The organism is Pseudomonas sp. NPDC088414 (assembly GCF_044753325.1).
In the GTDB taxonomy this organism is placed as follows: Bacteria; Pseudomonadota; Gammaproteobacteria; order Pseudomonadales; family Pseudomonadaceae; genus Aquipseudomonas.
The window spans coordinates 1-15,982 of record NZ_JBIVMY010000002.1; the positions used below are offsets into that span (position 1 = coordinate 1).

The 15,982-nt window shown below is 57.8% G+C and carries 14 protein-coding genes; 4 read left to right on the forward strand and 10 right to left on the reverse strand.

Annotated elements, in window-relative coordinates:
• Positions 1-724: cbb3-type cytochrome c oxidase subunit I (locus tag ACIP8I_RS03030; protein ID WP_400758572.1), on the reverse strand; the 724-nt coding region annotated here is incomplete at its 3' end.
• A gap of 95 nt (positions 725-819) precedes the next feature.
• On the opposite strand from ACIP8I_RS03030, the gene ACIP8I_RS03035 reads away from it, so the two are divergent.
• Positions 820-1,497: an alpha/beta family hydrolase gene (locus ACIP8I_RS03035; protein ID WP_400758574.1), complete on the forward strand. Its 678-nt coding sequence runs from the start codon at positions 820-822 to the stop codon at positions 1,495-1,497.
• A gap of 579 nt (positions 1,498-2,076) precedes the next feature.
• Here the strand turns inward: ACIP8I_RS03035 and ACIP8I_RS03040 are convergent.
• Positions 2,077-3,621: an endonuclease NucS domain-containing protein gene (locus tag ACIP8I_RS03040; protein WP_400758576.1), complete on the reverse strand. Its 1,545-nt coding sequence runs from the start codon at positions 3,619-3,621 to the stop codon at positions 2,077-2,079.
• Between the two features lie 905 nt (positions 3,622-4,526).
• On the reverse strand, positions 4,527-4,727 hold the full coding sequence (locus ACIP8I_RS03045; protein ID WP_400758578.1) for a hypothetical protein: 201 nt from the start codon (positions 4,725-4,727) through the stop codon (positions 4,527-4,529).
• A gap of 470 nt (positions 4,728-5,197) precedes the next feature.
• Between ACIP8I_RS03045 and ACIP8I_RS03050 the strand changes: the two genes are divergently transcribed.
• Positions 5,198-5,557 carry a DUF6124 family protein gene (locus ACIP8I_RS03050; protein ID WP_400758580.1) on the forward strand — a complete coding sequence of 120 codons (360 nt, stop codon included), beginning with the start codon at positions 5,198-5,200 and terminating at the stop codon, positions 5,555-5,557.
• A 76-nt stretch (positions 5,558-5,633) separates the two neighbouring features.
• On the opposite strand, the gene ACIP8I_RS03055 is transcribed toward ACIP8I_RS03050, so the two are convergent.
• The 3 genes from ACIP8I_RS03055 to inhA form a co-directional block, all read right to left on the reverse strand.
• Positions 5,634-7,199: a methyl-accepting chemotaxis protein gene (locus ACIP8I_RS03055; RefSeq protein WP_400758582.1), complete on the reverse strand. Its 1,566-nt coding sequence runs from the start codon at positions 7,197-7,199 to the stop codon at positions 5,634-5,636.
• A gap of 102 nt (positions 7,200-7,301) precedes the next feature.
• Positions 7,302-8,093, reverse strand: coding sequence for a lysostaphin resistance A-like protein (locus tag ACIP8I_RS03060; protein ID WP_400758583.1), 792 nt, complete (start codon positions 8,091-8,093; stop codon positions 7,302-7,304).
• A gap of 206 nt (positions 8,094-8,299) precedes the next feature.
• Complete coding sequence (inhA, locus tag ACIP8I_RS03065; RefSeq protein ID WP_400758585.1) at positions 8,300-8,986, reverse strand: isonitrile hydratase; 687 nt, start codon at positions 8,984-8,986, stop codon at positions 8,300-8,302.
• Between the two features lie 88 nt (positions 8,987-9,074).
• Between inhA and ACIP8I_RS03070 the strand changes: the two genes are divergently transcribed.
• A complete protein-coding gene (locus ACIP8I_RS03070) occupies positions 9,075-10,058 on the forward strand; it encodes a GlxA family transcriptional regulator (protein ID WP_400758587.1) in 984 nt (327 codons plus the stop codon).
• Here ACIP8I_RS03070 and ACIP8I_RS03075 read toward each other — a convergent pair.
• The 4 genes from ACIP8I_RS03075 to ACIP8I_RS03090 all read right to left on the reverse strand — a co-directional run bounded on the left by ACIP8I_RS03075 (position 10,027) and on the right by ACIP8I_RS03090 (position 14,492).
• A complete protein-coding gene (locus ACIP8I_RS03075) occupies positions 10,027-10,920 on the reverse strand; it encodes an alpha/beta hydrolase (RefSeq protein WP_367083992.1) in 894 nt (297 codons plus the stop codon). The genes ACIP8I_RS03070 and ACIP8I_RS03075 overlap by 32 nt on opposite strands.
• A 172-nt stretch (positions 10,921-11,092) precedes the next feature.
• Positions 11,093-11,482: a hypothetical protein gene (locus tag ACIP8I_RS03080; protein ID WP_400758589.1), complete on the reverse strand. Its 390-nt coding sequence runs from the start codon at positions 11,480-11,482 to the stop codon at positions 11,093-11,095.
• Between the two features lie 390 nt (positions 11,483-11,872).
• Positions 11,873-13,699 carry a glycoside hydrolase family 15 protein gene (locus ACIP8I_RS03085; protein WP_400758591.1) on the reverse strand — a complete coding sequence of 609 codons (1,827 nt, stop codon included), beginning with the start codon at positions 13,697-13,699 and terminating at the stop codon, positions 11,873-11,875.
• The gene (locus tag ACIP8I_RS03090; RefSeq protein ID WP_400758593.1) at positions 13,692-14,492 is read right to left on the reverse strand and encodes a glucose 1-dehydrogenase; all 801 of its coding nucleotides are present in this window, start codon (positions 14,490-14,492) and stop codon (positions 13,692-13,694) included. Before ACIP8I_RS03090 ends, ACIP8I_RS03085 begins: the two co-directional genes overlap by 8 nt.
• A gap of 242 nt (positions 14,493-14,734) precedes the next feature.
• Between ACIP8I_RS03090 and ACIP8I_RS03095 the strand changes: the two genes are divergently transcribed.
• A complete protein-coding gene (locus ACIP8I_RS03095) occupies positions 14,735-15,907 on the forward strand; it encodes an MFS transporter (RefSeq protein ID WP_367083996.1) in 1,173 nt (390 codons plus the stop codon).
• Positions 15,908-15,982 lie beyond the last annotated feature (75 nt).

A 15,982-nucleotide genomic window follows, 5' to 3' on the forward strand; every position in this document is an offset into this window, starting at 1 on the left:
CGATCGACCAGCGATACGAATCCACCGGACGTTCGGCCTGTTTCGGCACGAAGTAGTACATCATCCCGAGGAAACCGGCGGTAAGGAAAAAGCCTACGGCGTTGTGGCCGTACCACCATTGCACCATCGCGTCGGTCGCACCGGCGTACACCGAGTAGGACTTGGTCAGGCTCACCGGCAACTCAAGGTTGTTGACGATGTGCAGGATCGCCACGGTGATGATGAACGCGCCGAAGAACCAGTTGCCGACGTAGATGTGCTTGGTCTTGCGCTGCATGATCGTGCCGAAGAACACGATGGCGTACGCGACCCAGACGATGGTGATCAGGATGTCGATCGGCCATTCCAGTTCGGCGTATTCCTTGGAACTGGTGTAACCCAGCGGCAGGCTGATCGCTGCCAGCAGGATCACCAGTTGCCAGCCCCAGAAGCAGAACGCGGCGATTTTCGGCGCAAACAATTGCGTCTGGCAGGTGCGTTGTACGGAGTAGAACGAACTGGCGAACAGCGCGCAGCCACCGAAGGCGAAGATCACCGCGTTGGTGTGCAGCGGGCGCAAACGGCCGAAACTGGTCCAGGGCAAATTGAAGTTGAGTTCCGGCCAGACCAATTGGGCCGCGAGAAAAACCCCGAGCCCCATGCCGACGATGCCCCACACCACCGTCATAATGGCGAATTGGCGGACCACCTTGTAGTTGTAGGCGGTACTGATAGAAGTGTTCATGGTTCCCCATCCACGGTTCAGCCGAAGTGAGCGCGCGCAGAAAACGCCGCGAATCCTTCGCCTGGAGTTATAGGCAGACTAAAAGCGAGGCAAGCATGGACAAACAGCACAAGGCCAGTATTGACGGGGATCAATGGGCGCAGTGCGTGCGGGATCGTGGGTGGCTTTGGGACGCCGCGTCGGGCGAGGCTTCGGCGACCCTGATCCTGGCGCATGGTGCGGGGGCGCCGATGGACAGCGACTGGATGAACGATATGGCTGGGCGCCTTGCTGCATTGGGCGTGAACGTGTTGCGGTTTGAGTTTCCTTATATGGCGCAGCGGCGAGTGGATGGCAGTAAACGCCCGCCGAATCCGGCGCCGAAACTGCTTGAGTGCTGGCGCGAAGTGTTCGCTGAAGTGCGACGTCATGTCACTGGGAGTTTGGCCATTGGTGGTAAGTCCATGGGCGGGCGGATGGCCAGTCTGCTTGCCGATGAGCTTGGCGCCGATGCGTTGGTTTGTCTGGGGTATCCGTTTTATGCGGTGGGCAAACCTGAGAAACCGCGGGTTGAGCATCTGGCTTCTTTGCGGACTCGGACGCTGATTGTTCAGGGGGAGCGGGATGCGCTTGGCAATCGGGAGGCTGTGGAGGCTTACGATCTATCGCCGAGTATTGAGGTGTTTTGGTTGGCCTCTGGGGATCATGATTTGAAGCCGCTGAAGGTTTCCGGGTTTACGCATGAGCAGCATTTGGCGTCGGCTGCGGAGAAGGTTGCCGGGTTTCTTCGGTGAGGCTTTGTTTGGAGGCATATCCGTTGCTGCGGTCACGGCCACTTAGGGTTTCGCCCTTACGGCGACTCACTTTTTTTACAAACGCCTAAAAAAAGTAAGCAAAAAAACGCTTGCTCCTGCGTTCGGCCCGCTCGCTGGGGCTCGGGGTCCCTTCGCTCCGGGCTCCATCCGGGCGCAGCGCCTCCGGTTTGCTTCGCTGCACCTCCTCTCGCTGTGTTTGGCTGCGCCAAACGGTCGCTACGCTCCCACCCCCGGATGAATCCCTCCACTCAGCCTTCCGATGTCGCCCGTGGATCAAGATCAAAAGCGTGTGTCGGAAAAACTCAATCATGTACTTGAAACAATCAAGGAAGATGTGATGTGGCCCGGGCATAAAGAAAATATCGGGAATGATTTTAACTATATGCTTGAGTCGATGAATTCAATTCACGTTTCACTGGATAAGCTTAAAGGGGTGTTTCGATCTAAGTCGAGGTCCGGCAAGGGCAAATAGCAGGCTGGGGTTGCAGCTAATTGCCGTCAAGCTGGTTTTAATAGAGCAGGCAAAGTGCGTGCTCTATTTGTGAGGGCTAACATGAATTAATCAATGAGCCCCGAGGAACATCCTTTAACAAGGGTGACCAATCTCGTTCCGAATATCATATTTGAATTGTAAAAGTCATTTGTCGTGAGAGGCCCTTCCTTTGGAAGAGCTTTAGAAATAGTCAGGCCGCCTTTTAATATGATTGAATATACGCTCTCGTCGGTGCTTCCTGGATTTATTATTTTATAAATGGCGTGCTGAAGGCCAAGATTTTTACAAGCTAAATCTTCCTTCGTGAACTGTTCACCAAACGCATTCATGAGGAAAAAATCTTCTAGTGAGCCGTATGAGTTCTCCACCCATTCATGAGCACTGGTGTTTACTATCTCGCCATTCCAAGATAGCTGCCCCAGATACATGGTTGTTTGCTTTTCTCCGGAAATGATCAGTTGAAAACTTGGTAGGTATCTGAAGTCTCTTTCTCCAAATGCCTTGCAAAGGCCAAATAATATATTTCCTGGATTGTAGATATTGATTGATACTGTGGGGTAAGAAGGATCAGCCTCGATCTCACTCGCTAATGCATTGAAAAAGGATACCCATTTTTTACTTCCCATGAGTACCAGTAATACATCATTTTTGAATTTGCTCCAGCTAGGTAGGTATTTGGGTGAGGATGTGCTTTGTAAGTAATAATTAGCTCCTCCTTCAGTTTTTGCGAACTCGGATATAAGCTGGTAATCAGATAAAAGCTCAATATTTTTTTGATAGCGACCACTGCGAAATGCTACTGAAATTGACCATCCAGATTCCTCCATTAGCTTGAGCTTTTCAGGGTGGCCTATTTCCACAGTGTCATGTCCTCGAATTTCCTCCATCATTGCACAGAGAAAATTTTCATCAGGGTCATCTAAGTATTCATCCCAGTTCAGAGTCTGCATGATACGTTTTGCTTCTTCACTTTCAAGATTTGAAATTGGTGAGGAAAAACCAAAATATAGACCATACGGATAGATGACTTTATTATTTTTTTCTTTGTGGTCTGCTGTCAATATTACAAAGTCTGATAATTGTGAATGACTCGCAGCTTTTGCAACAATTTTGATTCCATCATTTCTTTTTTCGATATTTTCATAAAGTATAAGGCTTTGTTGTCTGCTGATAGAGAGTCCCTGTTCTACATGAATTGGGGTGAATATAGTGCAGCTAACAACCTCGCCAGAGTCAGTTGCTGATATTGTATATCCCGTCGTAGGGACTTCGCATATTTTCTGGTACTCGGAAAACGGAATGGATAACTCGTTCCATTCTGTTGATACTAGCAGGGCTCGTATTTTTTCAGATGGAATTCCCAAGGACGATCGAAGTAAGGCCACGTATTTTGTAAGTTCGTGCAAAGCTGCTCTAGCAGCTTGATCGCTTCTTTTGATCTCTATTATTACGTAGTGGCCAAAGTTATCCTTTGCTAGTATGTCGATGCTTCCGTTTGAGCCGAAGTCATTTGTCAATCTATACTCCTTGCGGATAATAGTTAGGTTCGGTTCAATGATGTTGAGATTTAGTGCTAGATAATCCCTGATTCTCTCCTCAAGTCTATTCATTTTTTGCTGCCTCTGTTTAATATTGATAATGCCTTGGGTTTGTTGAGATGTAGATGGTTTTCAGAAGCTGTTGGTGGCCGATGCATAAAAACTCCTCTGGTGAGTGCGGATGTTCATGGGGTGTGAAAAGTTCGCAATATTTCAGGTTGGTTAAAGTTCGTCCACTCTAGATATCTAAGATAGATCATTTATTTTTCTGTTTGAAACAAACGAATTTTAAACTAATTTTTATACGAAAGGCAGAACCTGATTCACTCTGCTTCATCGGAAAAAAACAGATCGATGATCAAAAATGACTCCCTTTCCGCGAACTTCGACTACCGCTTTTTTCATATTAGATGGCTACGGTCCGTATTGCATACACAAGCTTTAGCTTCAGCAGGAATCGTTCTGGCTCAGGTTGCAATGTTCCTTTTGCCTGCATCGGTAGATATGGCTCTACCGGAATATCGTCCCTCAGTTGCGGAAAATCTACCTGCCCCCCACTAAATTGCATCGTCGCCGCATACGGTTAGTTACTGCCGACGATGGCGAATTGTCGGTCTCCGTCGCCGTAGTGAGGCTGCAGGGCCGGCTTCGCTGAACTGTCAAATCTGTCCTGGCCAGTGACCGTGGTTGGTGTGGTACTCACTGGTGATATCGGAGAGTTCTGGCCATTCGGGGCGACTATTGTGTTCTACGTCTTCTTCGGTTTGGCTGGCGAGTTCGGTGGTGACGATTTGCATGGATGGTTTTAGGTTAATTGCGGCCGATTTTACTTGGCTGATTGTGTCGAACGAGCTGCTGGTGAATCGATTGCTGGACAGGCTCCATTTACAGCAGTATTCGTTGAGAGCTGCGAATAACGCCAAATCAAAAAAACCGGATAGCTCTCACCATCCGGTTTTTTGTTACCACCCATCCAATCAACGGTTAACCCGCCCGCCAGCGAGAAATGAGCCTGGGGAACTCAGCAATGCCGAATTGTGCAGCTCCGCAACAGGCAACTCGCCAGAGATCACAAATTCATCGAACGCTTTCTGTCCATCAACCACGGCTTGCCGGACATCAAGAAAACTCAGTTCATCGCGAACAGGTTTTCTGTCGTTCTTTCTGGTGGTGGTCATTGGTGTTTCCCGATTTTGAATTCTTAATGAGTGCGAACGATGGGGCCTGCTCCTTTGGTGCACAAGTCAGTCGATTCCGGTTTTGCTGTAGGTCGGGGAGGGCATAAACGCAATTTTGCGAGCGCGTTTAAAGTACACGAACCGTTACGCCATAAGGGCTACAACACCTTGCGTCGTTGCCTACGCGTACGCCAGAATCCGCCGGCTTACGCAGCTTGGAGAGGGCTATATCGTTTCCCTGTCACTGAGAAGTGACTGGGTTTGGTAGCCCGATTCGAGTTGTGGTTATTGCGACACCTTCAATGCTGTCTCTTTTTTGAGGTTCAGCATTTTATGGTGGGCATGCGTGGGGCTCATTCGTGAGCGCCGGGTTTCCCAATTCGACCGGTCTACCAACCCGCGCATGGCCGCCACCCGCCGTTTGGTAGCGAGGGTGATGGCTCCTATTTTTTCGAATTGGAGTTTTATTCATGTTCAAAGCCACACCCAATCCGCCAGAAACCGATCCAACCTCCAACGACCCAGCGCTAGAGTCCCAAAAGACAAAAGAAGCCGCCGACCGCGCACTCGACTTTTATCTCGGCCCCGAAATCCCGAAGTACTTCCCACCCAAGGCCCGCCCCATCTACATGGTCGATCCCACGCTCGATGACGAAACACTGCTCGTCGAAGCCTGCGAATCGCTGTCGTCAGCCAACGCCATGGCCGGCAATATCGCCAACTCGGTGAAAGGCCCGGAACGCAAACCGCTGCTGGCGCTGCAACAGCTGATCATGTTGAACGAGCTGCTGGTGAATCGGTTGCTGGACAGGCTTCGTTTGCCGCAGTAGTCGTCAATTGCCGTAAATAACAAACAAAAAACCCCGGAAGCTTTCGCTGTCCGGGGTTTCTTTATTGCCAGAACAATTAGCGGTTAAAGCGCTCTACCAACGAATACTGCGTATTCGCCGTCTTGGTCAGCTCTTCACTCAGCAGCGCCGAGTTATGCGCCTGTTCCGAGGTCTGGTCCGCCAGTTCCGAAATGTTGCTGATGTTGCGGCTGATCTCCTCAGCCACCGCACTTTGCTCTTCGGTGGCGGCGGCGATCTGCGTGGTCATGTCGGTGATGTTGGCGACCGCTTCGCTGATGCCGACCAGTGCCTGATCCGCTTCCAATACCCGCGCCACACCTTCTTCCGCCTGGCGATGGCCGGCTTCCATGGTTTGCACGGCGCTGGACGCGGTCTGCTGCAGCTTGGCGATCAGAGCGTGGATCTGGCCGGTAGACTCGCTGGTGCGTTGCGCCAGTTGACGGACTTCGTCGGCGACCACGGCAAAACCACGACCCATCTCGCCGGCACGTGCCGCTTCGATGGCGGCGTTGAGGGCGAGCAGGTTGGTTTGGTCAGCGATGCCTTTGATCACGTCGACCACGCCGCCGATTTCGTCGCTGTCCTTGGCCAGTTGGGTGACGGTCAGGCCGGTTTCACCGACCACAACGGACAGGCGCTGGATGGCTTCGCGGGTTTCCCCGGCGATGTCGCGGCCGCGACCGGTCAGGCGATTGGCTTCCTGGGTGGCGTCAGCGGTGCGTTGGACGTGGCTGGCGACTTCCTGGGTGGTGGCGGCCATCTGGTTGACGGCGGTGGCGACCTGTTCGGTTTCCACGCGCTGACGTTCCAGACCGCTGGAGCTGTTGTGCGCCAGGGCGTCGGACTGTTTGGCCTGATCGGTCAGGTGTTCGGCGGTGTCCTGCAGGCGGGTCAGGCAGGTTTTCAGACGCGCTTCCTGGCTGAGGATCGACATTTCCAGACGCGCCTGCGCGCCACGGCTGTCGGTGTACATCTGCGCGATCAGCGGGTCGGAAGTGGTCTGCTCGGCCAGACGCAGCAGGCGTTTGAGCCCACGTTGCTGCCATTGCAGGCCCATCAGGCCCAGCGGTACCGACAGGCCGGCAGCGAGGGCAAAGCCCCAGTGCGAGTTCAGGGTCGCGCCGATCACGAAGCTCAACTGGCTGACCAGAATGAACGGCAGCCAGTCCTGCAGCACCGGCAGCCATTTGTCGCTGGAAGGAATTGCCGACTTGCCTTGGTTGATGCGTTGGTAGAGCGCTTCGGCACGGCGGATCTGTTCGGCGGTGGGTTTGATCCGCACCGACTCGTAACCGATCACCTGATTGCCGTCGAACACCGGTGTCACGTAGGCGTTCACCCAGTAGTGGTCACCGGATTTGCAGCGATTCTTGACAATGCCCATCCATGGCAAGCCTTGTTTCAGTGTGCCCCACATGTGCGAAAACACCGCAGCCGGGACGTCAGGGTGACGAACCAGGTTGTGCGGCGCACGGATCAGCTCTTCACGCGAAAACCCGCTGATTTCGACGAAAGCGTCGTTGCAGTAGGTGATCACGCCTTTGGCGTCGGTTGTGGAAATCAACCGCTGCTGAGCCGGGAAAGTCCGTTCGCGTTGTGTAATGGGCTGGTTATTACGCATGGTTTTTCAATCCGCAAGGCTTTGAAAGGTTGTCGGCGCTGTCAGGAAATTATTGAAGTTTTTTTTCAGATATAAGTACGGCGTCGCAAAACCGCTCTTGCTTCAACCGGCCAGCATCGGATAGGTGAACAGCGCAAAATGCAGCAGGTTCAGCCCGAAATGTGTGGCGATCGCCGCAGCAAGGCCACCAAAACGGTAGGCCAGACCATAGCCGACACCTGCCAGACCCGCCAGCAACACCCAGTGCCAGCCTGCGCCCAGATGCGCCAGGGCAAAGATCAGCGATGCCAGCAGCAGAGCGAGGTCGCCGCCGTGGCGCAGGTGCTTGAACAGACGGCTCAAACCGCCCTGTATATAGCCGCGAAACAGCGCCTCCTCGACCAGCGTCACCAGCAGCAGATTGTTCAGCAGCCACAGCCACGCCTGATCGGGCCACTTTGGCGCCCAGGCGATCATGCCGAACAGAAGCGCTCCGCCCAGCGCCATTACGGCGCTCAAGGTCAGCCCTAGGACGCTGGCGAACACTGTCAGACGCAGCGAGCGGGTCGCGACAATCCACGGGCAGGCGAGCAACAGCCAGAAGCCGATCAAGGGTTTGTCCAGATTCAGGTACATCGCGAACGGCACAGCGTCGTCGGTGAAACGCAGCGGGGCGATGGCCCGGCCGTTGGCGAATCCCGGCAACCAGTGCAGTGCCAGCGACAGCGCGAGGAAGATGAACACGGCATGCCCCAGCAGGCGCGCCACCGGCACCTGCTGTTGGCGCACGGCGAAACCGGTCACCAGCAACAATCCGAAGGAGATCAGCGCGAGCCAGCCGAGTTGGCCGAAACTCAACGCCAATCCATAACCGAGGCTGAGAAGTGCCAGATAGAGCCATGGCAACGCCTTCATCGAATGTCCTTGTGCAGAATTTTGTGGAAGGGCTTTCTACACGGGTGAGGGCGTTGGGACAAGTAAAGCTGTGGCGGGAAACGGTGACACGCCGCAATCCTCTGTGTAGGAGCTGCCGCAGGCTGCGATCTTTTGATCTTGAAACGCCAAAGTCAAAAGATCGCAGCCTGCGGCAGCTCCTACAGGGTTTTATGTGTGGCTGAGGATCAGTGCAGGTTGAGTTTCGCGGCGGCGCGTTCGGTGATCTCCGAGCGCAGTTTCAGCGACGGCGCAGCACGCAGGCGGGCCTCGTCGACAATCGCGCTCGGTGCCGTATCAGGGCTGCCCGAATTGAACGGTGGTGCCGGCGCATATTCCAGTTGCAACTGAATCAACTGCGCCGCCTCGGCCCCCACCAGTTCGGCGGCCAGCACCAGTGCAAAATCGATCCCGGCGGTGATCCCGCCACCGGTAAACAGATTGCCGTCGCGCACCACCCGATCCTGCACCGCAATTGCGCCGAGTTTTGGCAGCAGTTCGTGATAGGCCCAGTGGGTGGTGGCGCGTTTGCCGCGAAGCAGTCCGGCTGCACCGAGCACCAGCGAGCCGGTACAAACCGACGTCACGTATTTGGCCTGCGCCGCCTGACGCTTGATGAACCCCAGCGTCTGCTCATCTTCCATCAGCGGCCCGACCCCGGCGCCGCCGGGCACGCAGATCACATCCAGATCCGGGCAGTCATCGAACGTGGTGGTCGGTTTCAACAGCAGGCCGGTGCTGGCTGTGACCGGTACCAGATCTTTCCAGATCAGATGCACCTGCACGTCGGGCAGCGAGGCCAGCACGTCATAGGGACCGGTGAGGTCGAGTTGCTGCACCTGCGGAAACAACAGAAAACCGATCTGCAACGTCATGATTCTTTCTCCATTTGAGGGGTGGACGGCTTCACTGTAGGCGCGTAGGTTTTGGCGCATACGCCAATCAGCCCACGAATTACGCCAAATGCCGAAAACCATTCACGTACTCGCGTTTGCCAACGTACAAATCCTCGACGTCACCGGGCCGCTGCAAGTGTTTGCCTCGGCCAACGACATCGCCCGTCAGCGCGGCTTGCCCGTGCCTTATGCGCCTTCGGTGATTACCCGCGAGGGCGGGGCGGTGATGTCGTCCGCCGGGCTGGCGGTACTGGCCGAACCGTTGCCACAACAGGCCAGCGATACCTTGATCATCGCCGGTGGCTGGGGCATTTACCTGGCGGCGGAAGATGTGCCGCTGGTGGATTGGGTGCGCGAGCATGCGGCGAAATGTCGACGCGTGGCCTCGGTCTGCACCGGCGCCTTCTTGTTGGCCGCCAGTGGCTGGCTCGACGGTCGCCGCGTGGTCACCCACTGGACCCGCTGCGAACAACTGGCCCAGCAGCATCCGAAACTGCAGGTCGAAGCCAATCCGATCTTTATCAACGACGGCCCGATCTGGACCTCGGCGGGCGTGACCGCCGGCATCGATCTGGCGTTGGCGATGGTCGAGGAAGATCTGGGCCGCGACATCGCGCTGGACGTCGCCCGGCATCTGGTGGTGTTCCTCAAACGCCCCGGCGGGCAATCGCAATTCAGCGTGACCCTGGCCCTGCAGAATCAGGGCAATCGCTTTGATGAACTGCACGCCTGGATCGCCGAAAACCTCACCTGCGACCTCGGCGTCCCGACCTTGGCCGAACAGGCCGGCATGAGCGAACGCAGCTTCATCCGCCACTACCGCGCCGACACCGGCCAGACCCCGGCCCGCGCCATCGAACTGATCCGCGTCGAAACCGCCCGCCGCCTGCTCAGTGATACCGGGTTGCCGGTGAAACGGATTGCGGCCAACTGCGGGTTTGGCAGTGAAGAGACGTTGCGCCGCAGTTTTTTGCGCGCGATCGGGGTGACGCCGCAGGCGTATCGGGAGCGGTTTTCGGTCAGTGCTGGAGCAGATCCAGTAATGCCTTGAGGGTTTGCTGCGGTGCTTCTTCGGGAATGTTGTGACCGACATCGGGCAGCACGCGCCTTTCGTAGGGGCCGGTGAAATGTGCAATGTCTTCATCTGATTCCGGCGCCGGGCCAACCCCGTCATCGGCACCGCACAGGGAGATCGTCGGCACGCTGATCGGCGGTTGTTTGATCAACGCGTCTTCCATCCATTGCAGCGCCGGATCGCCTGCGGCGTACATGAAGCGATGGCGGTAAGAATGAATCACCACGTCAACGAAGTCCGGGTTGTCGAAGGCCGGAGCGCTCAGCGGATAACGTTCGGCGTTACGTGCCCAGGTCGGTGACCACAATTTCCACAGCAGTTCACAGAACGCCTGCCGGTTTTGCGTCAGGCCCGCGACGCCGCGTGGCGTGTGGAAATAGTACTGGTACCAATAACGGTGCTCGGTCTCGGGATCCAGTGGTCGGGTCGAATTGGCGATGTCCTGCACGTTATAGCCATCCCCCGTCACCAGCCCGCGCACCCGCTCGGGAAACAACGCCGCAACGATGCAAGCTGCCCGACCGCCCCAGTCGTAACCGCAAAGCGTGGCTTGTTCGATACCCAGTGCATCCATCAACTCCAGCAAATCCTGGGCGAGGGCTGCTTGCTGGCCAGAACGCAGCGTGTCCGGGCTATTGAAACGGGTCGGGCCGTAACCGCGCAGATACGGCACGATCACCCGATAACCCTCGGCGGCAAGCACCGGGGCGATTTCGTCGTACGCCCGGGGCGAGTAGGGGAAGCCATGCAGCAATATGACTGCGTCGCCGTTGGACGGGCCGTGCTGTTCAAAGGCAACGGTCAGGTTCGGTGTCAATACGCATTGAATGTCAGACACGGCAGACTCCACGGCAATGGGCGTGAGGCAACACTAGACCATTCCTTGGTGGCGAGGGAGCTTGCTCCCGCAGGCCTGCGCAGCGGGTCCATTGAAGTATGGGGTCGCTTCGCAACCCGGCGGGAGCAAGCTCCCTCGCCACAGGGGAAGCGTCACTTGCCGGCGTTGTTTCTTAAGCCTCGGCTTCCGCCACTTGATTGAAATACTTCGTCCGATCCGGGGTAAACGTCACCCGCATTTTCGTCCGCGAGCAGGTCAGCGAGCGCTCTTCAGCCAGATCAATATCCAGATCCTCACCACGCAAACCTTGCCACTGCGCCAGGTATTTCAGCGAGCCGTATTTCTCGGTTTTCTTCAGGCTGCGGCTCACGCCTCCTTTCCAGCCGAGCACCGGCAGTTCGCCGGCGAGGCATTGTTGGGCGAGGTCGGGGAAGCGGGTGGCGCGCTGGCGGCCGATTTCCCAGCACTTGATCAGGCCTTTGTCGGCGGCTTCCCACAGTTGGGTGCGTGTCAGTCCGCTGCGCAGGGGCGTGGCGATGGGGCGGTGGACGTGCTGGGTCATTCTGGTTCCTTGAATTCGGGTTTTATTGGACAGCTCCGCTGTGCCCGTTGCGGTGGATGGTAGGGGGGGATGTAACAGCTGGCAACAGGGTATTTCAGGGTGTAAGTGCAGGTTGCGGGGGAGGGATTGGGCGGGGATTGTTTAGACGAAGTAGGGGCTGAATGACCTGGCGTGTGGCGAGGGAGCTTGCTCCCGCTCGGCTGCGAAGCAGGCGCAAAGCCAGACAATGCGGTTCTTCTGGAGAAATGGTGGCGCACGGATTGGGGCCGCTTCGCGCCCCGGCGGGAGCAAGCTCCCTCGCCACAGAAGTTCACCAACGTTTATTTTTGTGTGGGAATTTGTTCTGCAGAACCCGAGTTGAAGGGATATTTCCGACAGAGTGCGGCGAAATTACGGCTGCCAAACACTCTTCTCCCCGCTCAAACGCCGATCAAGAAAACTCGCCGCACTGATCAGCGCCAGATGCGTCAGCGCCTGCGGCGAGTTGCCCAGATGCCGGCCGTGGCTGTCGAACTCTTCGGCGTACAGCCCCAAGGGGTTTGCATACCGCAGCAGTTGTTCGAACTCCAGATGGGCCTTTTCCACCTGACCGGCCCGGGCCAGGCATTCGACGTACCAGAACGAGCACGCGGCAAACGCGCCTTCGGTGCCGGCCAAACCGTCGATGTTGGCGTCATCGTTGCGGTAGCGGTAAACCATGCCGTCGCGTACCAAGTGTTTCTCGATCGCTTCAAGGGTCGACAGCCAGCGCGGGTCCTTGGCGCTGACGAAGCGCACCAGCGGCATCAGCAGCATCGAGCCGTCGAGCGCGGTGCCGCCCTTGTACTGGACGAAATGCCCGCGCTCCTCGTCCCAGAAGTTGTCCCAGATGTCGGCGTAGATCGCCTGCCGAGTCTGATCCCACTGGACGAACGGCGCCGGCAGCGAGCGTTTCGAGGCCAGGCGAATGGCCCGATCCAGCGCCACCCAGCACATCAATCGCGAATGCAGAAAGTGATGCTGCTCACCGCGCATTTCCCAAATGCCTACGTCGGTGGTTTGCCAGGTCTCACACACTTGGTCGACCACTTCACGCACGTGTTTCCAGCCTTCGTGGGAAATCGCGTCGCCGTACTTGTTGACCAGGTACACCGCGTCCATCAGTTCGCCAAAGATATCGAGCTGAATCTGATCGTACGCGCCATTGCCGATGCGCACCGGTTGCGCGCCACCATGGCCTGAGAGGTGCGTGAGTTCGGTCTCCGGCAGTTGCTGACGACCGTCGATCGCATAGAGGATGTTGAGTTTGGTCGAATGACCCTGACAATCGCTGACCCGCCCACGCAGCCAGCCCATGTAAGCGTTGGCCTCATCGACAAAACCCAGGCGCATGAACGCGTAGACGGTGAACGAAGCGTCGCGGATCCAGGTGTAGCGATAATCCCAGTTGCGCTCGCCGCCGGGGGTTTCCGGCAGGCCGAAGGTGGCGGCGGCGAGGATCGCGCCGTGCTTGCGCGAGGTCAGCAGCTTGAGCGCGAGGGCCGAACGATTGACCATCTCGCGCCAGCGCCCGCGGTAGTTGGACTGGCCGATCCAGTCGCGCCAGAACTTCAGCGTGCGCTCCAGGCACATTTTCGCGCCGTCATCCTTGAAGCGCGGATCGTCGGCGCCACCGAGGACGAATTCGGCGTGCTGATCCTGTTTCAAACTGAAGGAGGCAACGGCCGACTCGCCATCGATGTGCAAAGCCTGATCCGCCACCAGCCGCAACGATGGCTGACCCTCGGCGCTAAATATCACCGATTGTTGATCCATCTGCGCCCGAGTGTTGGCGCGCGCGTAGTCATGCCGCACCGCGCAGCGCAGGTGAAACGTCGCTTCCCCGCTGACCACTCGCACCCGGCGCATCAGCAGCGGCAGGTCATCGACACTGTCGCCGATCGGCAGCAGGTCGGTGATTTCCACCACGGCCTGTTCGCTGAGCCAGCGCGTCTGCAAAACATTGGTGTCCGGCAGGTAGATCTGTTCGCGACGGGCATCGGGCAAGTCCGGGGCGAGCTGGAAAATCCCTGCCTCGGGCGTGTCGAGCAGCGAACAGAAAATCGACGGGCTGTCGAATTCCGGCCAGCAAAAAAAATCCACGCTGCCCTTGTCGTTGACCAGTGCGGCGCTGCGCAGGTCGCCGATGATGCCGTGGGCGTCGATCGGACTTTGTCGTTCAAGGTGATGCTCAGCCATTGCCACGAAACTCCGGATAAAGACTCATGCCGCCGTCGATGAACAGGGTGGTGCCGACGATGTAGTCGGCGGCGTCGGAAGCGAGAAACACCACCGCGTTGGCGATGTCCTCAACGTCGCCGATGCGACCGTAGGGGATCAGCTCCAGCAGTTTTTCACCGGCGGCGCCTTCGGTGGCTTCTGTGTTGATCGCCGTACGAATCGCTCCCGGCGCGATGCCGTTGATGCGGATGCGCTGCTGGCTGACTTCCTGGGCGAGGGTCTGCATCAATTGATCGACGCCGCCCTTGGACGCCGCATAGTTGACGTGCCCGGCCCACGGAATGCGTTGATGCACCGAACTCATGTGAATGATCTTCCCGGCCGCGCGGGACACGCCTTCACGCACGCCCTGGCGGTTGAAAATCCGCAGTGCGGCGCGGGCGCAGAGGAACTGGCCGGTGAGGTTGACGCCAATCACCGTGTTCCAGTCTTCCAGAGTCATGTCCACCGCCGCGGCATCCTTTTGCAGACCGGAATTGGCCACCAGAATGTCCAGTGAACCAAAGGCGTCCAGAGTCTCGGCGAACAACCGTTCGACCTCGTCTTCCTTCGACACATCGGCGCCGATGGCCAGTGCCTGACCGCCGTCGGCGATGATTTGCTGCGCCAGTGCCTCGGCGGGTTCGGCCTGACGGTTGTAATTGATGACGACGGCTGCGCCGGCAGCGGCCAGCGCTCTGGCGGCGGCGTGGCCGATGCCGGAGCTGGCACCGGTGACCAGTGCCACTTGGCGGGCGAGGGATATTTGCATGCGAAGTCGTGCCTTGAGTGAGGGCCTATTTAGCTGACTGGTCGCGGGCCGGGAGAGTTCAAGAGCAAAGATCAAAAGATCGCAGCCTTCGGCAGCTCCTACATGGAATGCGTTCACCTGTAGGAGCTGCCGCAGGCTGCGATCTTTTGCTCTTCAACACCTTCACATTCCACCAACAATTCCACGCTTCCACGCTGATCAATCTTTGTGGCAACTTGGCGGCCCCTGATGAGGCTGTACCCATGGCAAACCCTTACCGCGAATTGTTCACCGCCCCCGGTGCGCGAAATTTTGTTTTGGCCGGGATGATCGCGCGCATGCCGATTTCCATGACCGGCATTGGTGTGATCACCATGCTCTCGCAGCTCAAGGGCGGGTACGCGCTGGCCGGTGCGGTGGCGGCGACGTTTGCCTTGGCGACGGCGTTTTGTGCGCCGCAGGTCTCACGGCTGGTGGATCGTTTCGGCCAGGGCAAAGTGCTGCCGCTATCGGCATTGATCGGTGGCGGGGCGCTGTTGATGTTGCTGCTGTGCACGCGTCTGCAGGCGCCGACCTGGACGCTGTTCATCTTCGCCGCGCTGGCCGGGTGCATGCCGAGCATGTCGGCGATGGTGCGCGCGCGCTGGACCGAGATCTATCGCGGCCAGCCGCAATTGCAGACGGCCTACGCGCTGGAATCGGTGCTCGATGAAGTCTGTTTCATCGTTGGCCCGCCGCTGTCGGTGGGATTGTGCGTGGTGGCGTTTCCCGAGGCCGGGCCGTTGGCCGCGCTGCTGGCGTTGGCGATTGGCGTGACGGCGTTTGTCGCCCAGCGCAGCACCGAGCCGGCGGTGCACCCGCAGGAGTCGCAGCATCAGGGTTCGATCATTCGCTCGACCGACGTGCAATGGCTGCTGGCGTTGATGCTTGCCATGGGCGTCATCGTCGGTGTGGTCGATGTGGTCAGCGTCGCCTTCGCCCAGCAGCAGGGCCAGCCGGCGGCGGCGAGCATCGTCTTGTCGGTGTATGCGATCGGCTCGTGTCTGGCCGGGATTGCGTTTGGCGCGATGCGTTCGAAACTGCCGTTGCCGCGCCTGTTTCTCTACGGTGGGGTGGCGACGGCGGTGACCACGCTGCCGTTGTTGCTGGCGAGCAATATTTTCGGTTTGTCGCTGGCGGTGTTTGTCGCCGGGCTGTTTTTCTCGCCGACGCTGATCGTGGCGATGGCGCTGATCGAGCGCATCGTGCCGCCGGCCAAACTCACCGAAGGCCTGACCTGGCTGGTGACGGGCTTGAGCATCGGCGTGGCGATCGGCGCGGCCGGCTCGGGCGCCCTGGTGGATGCGTTTGGCGCACGCAGCGGATTCTGGCTGGCGATTGCGGCGGGGGCGGTGGTGTTGGCGTCGGCGTTTCAGAGTTATCGGCACCTGAAATAGCCCGGCATTGGCGAGCTGTTGTGGTGAGGGGATTTATCCCCGATGGGCCGCGAAGCAGCCCCAAATCCAGCCAGC

Coding starts and splice junctions, on each gene's coding strand:
- ACIP8I_RS03090 (WP_400758593.1), bottom strand. CDS start 14,492: ATGCAAATATCCCTCGCCCGCCAAGTGGCACTGGTCACCGGTGCCAGC.
- ACIP8I_RS03085 (WP_400758591.1), bottom strand. CDS start 13,699: ATGGCTGAGCATCACCTTGAACGACAAAGTCCGATCGACGCCCACGGC.
- ACIP8I_RS03080 (WP_400758589.1), bottom strand. CDS start 11,482: ATGACCCAGCACGTCCACCGCCCCATCGCCACGCCCCTGCGCAGCGGA.
- ACIP8I_RS03060 (WP_400758583.1), bottom strand. CDS start 8,093: ATGAAGGCGTTGCCATGGCTCTATCTGGCACTTCTCAGCCTCGGTTAT.
- ACIP8I_RS03035 (WP_400758574.1), top strand. CDS start 820: ATGGACAAACAGCACAAGGCCAGTATTGACGGGGATCAATGGGCGCAG.
- ACIP8I_RS03040 (WP_400758576.1), bottom strand. CDS start 3,621: ATGAATAGACTTGAGGAGAGAATCAGGGATTATCTAGCACTAAATCTC.
- ACIP8I_RS03070 (WP_400758587.1), top strand. CDS start 9,075: ATGCCGAAAACCATTCACGTACTCGCGTTTGCCAACGTACAAATCCTC.
- ACIP8I_RS03055 (WP_400758582.1), bottom strand. CDS start 7,199: ATGCGTAATAACCAGCCCATTACACAACGCGAACGGACTTTCCCGGCT.
- ACIP8I_RS03095 (WP_367083996.1), top strand. CDS start 14,735: ATGGCAAACCCTTACCGCGAATTGTTCACCGCCCCCGGTGCGCGAAAT.
- inhA (WP_400758585.1), bottom strand. CDS start 8,986: ATGACGTTGCAGATCGGTTTTCTGTTGTTTCCGCAGGTGCAGCAACTC.
- ACIP8I_RS03045 (WP_400758578.1), bottom strand. CDS start 4,727: ATGACCACCACCAGAAAGAACGACAGAAAACCTGTTCGCGATGAACTG.
- ACIP8I_RS03050 (WP_400758580.1), top strand. CDS start 5,198: ATGTTCAAAGCCACACCCAATCCGCCAGAAACCGATCCAACCTCCAAC.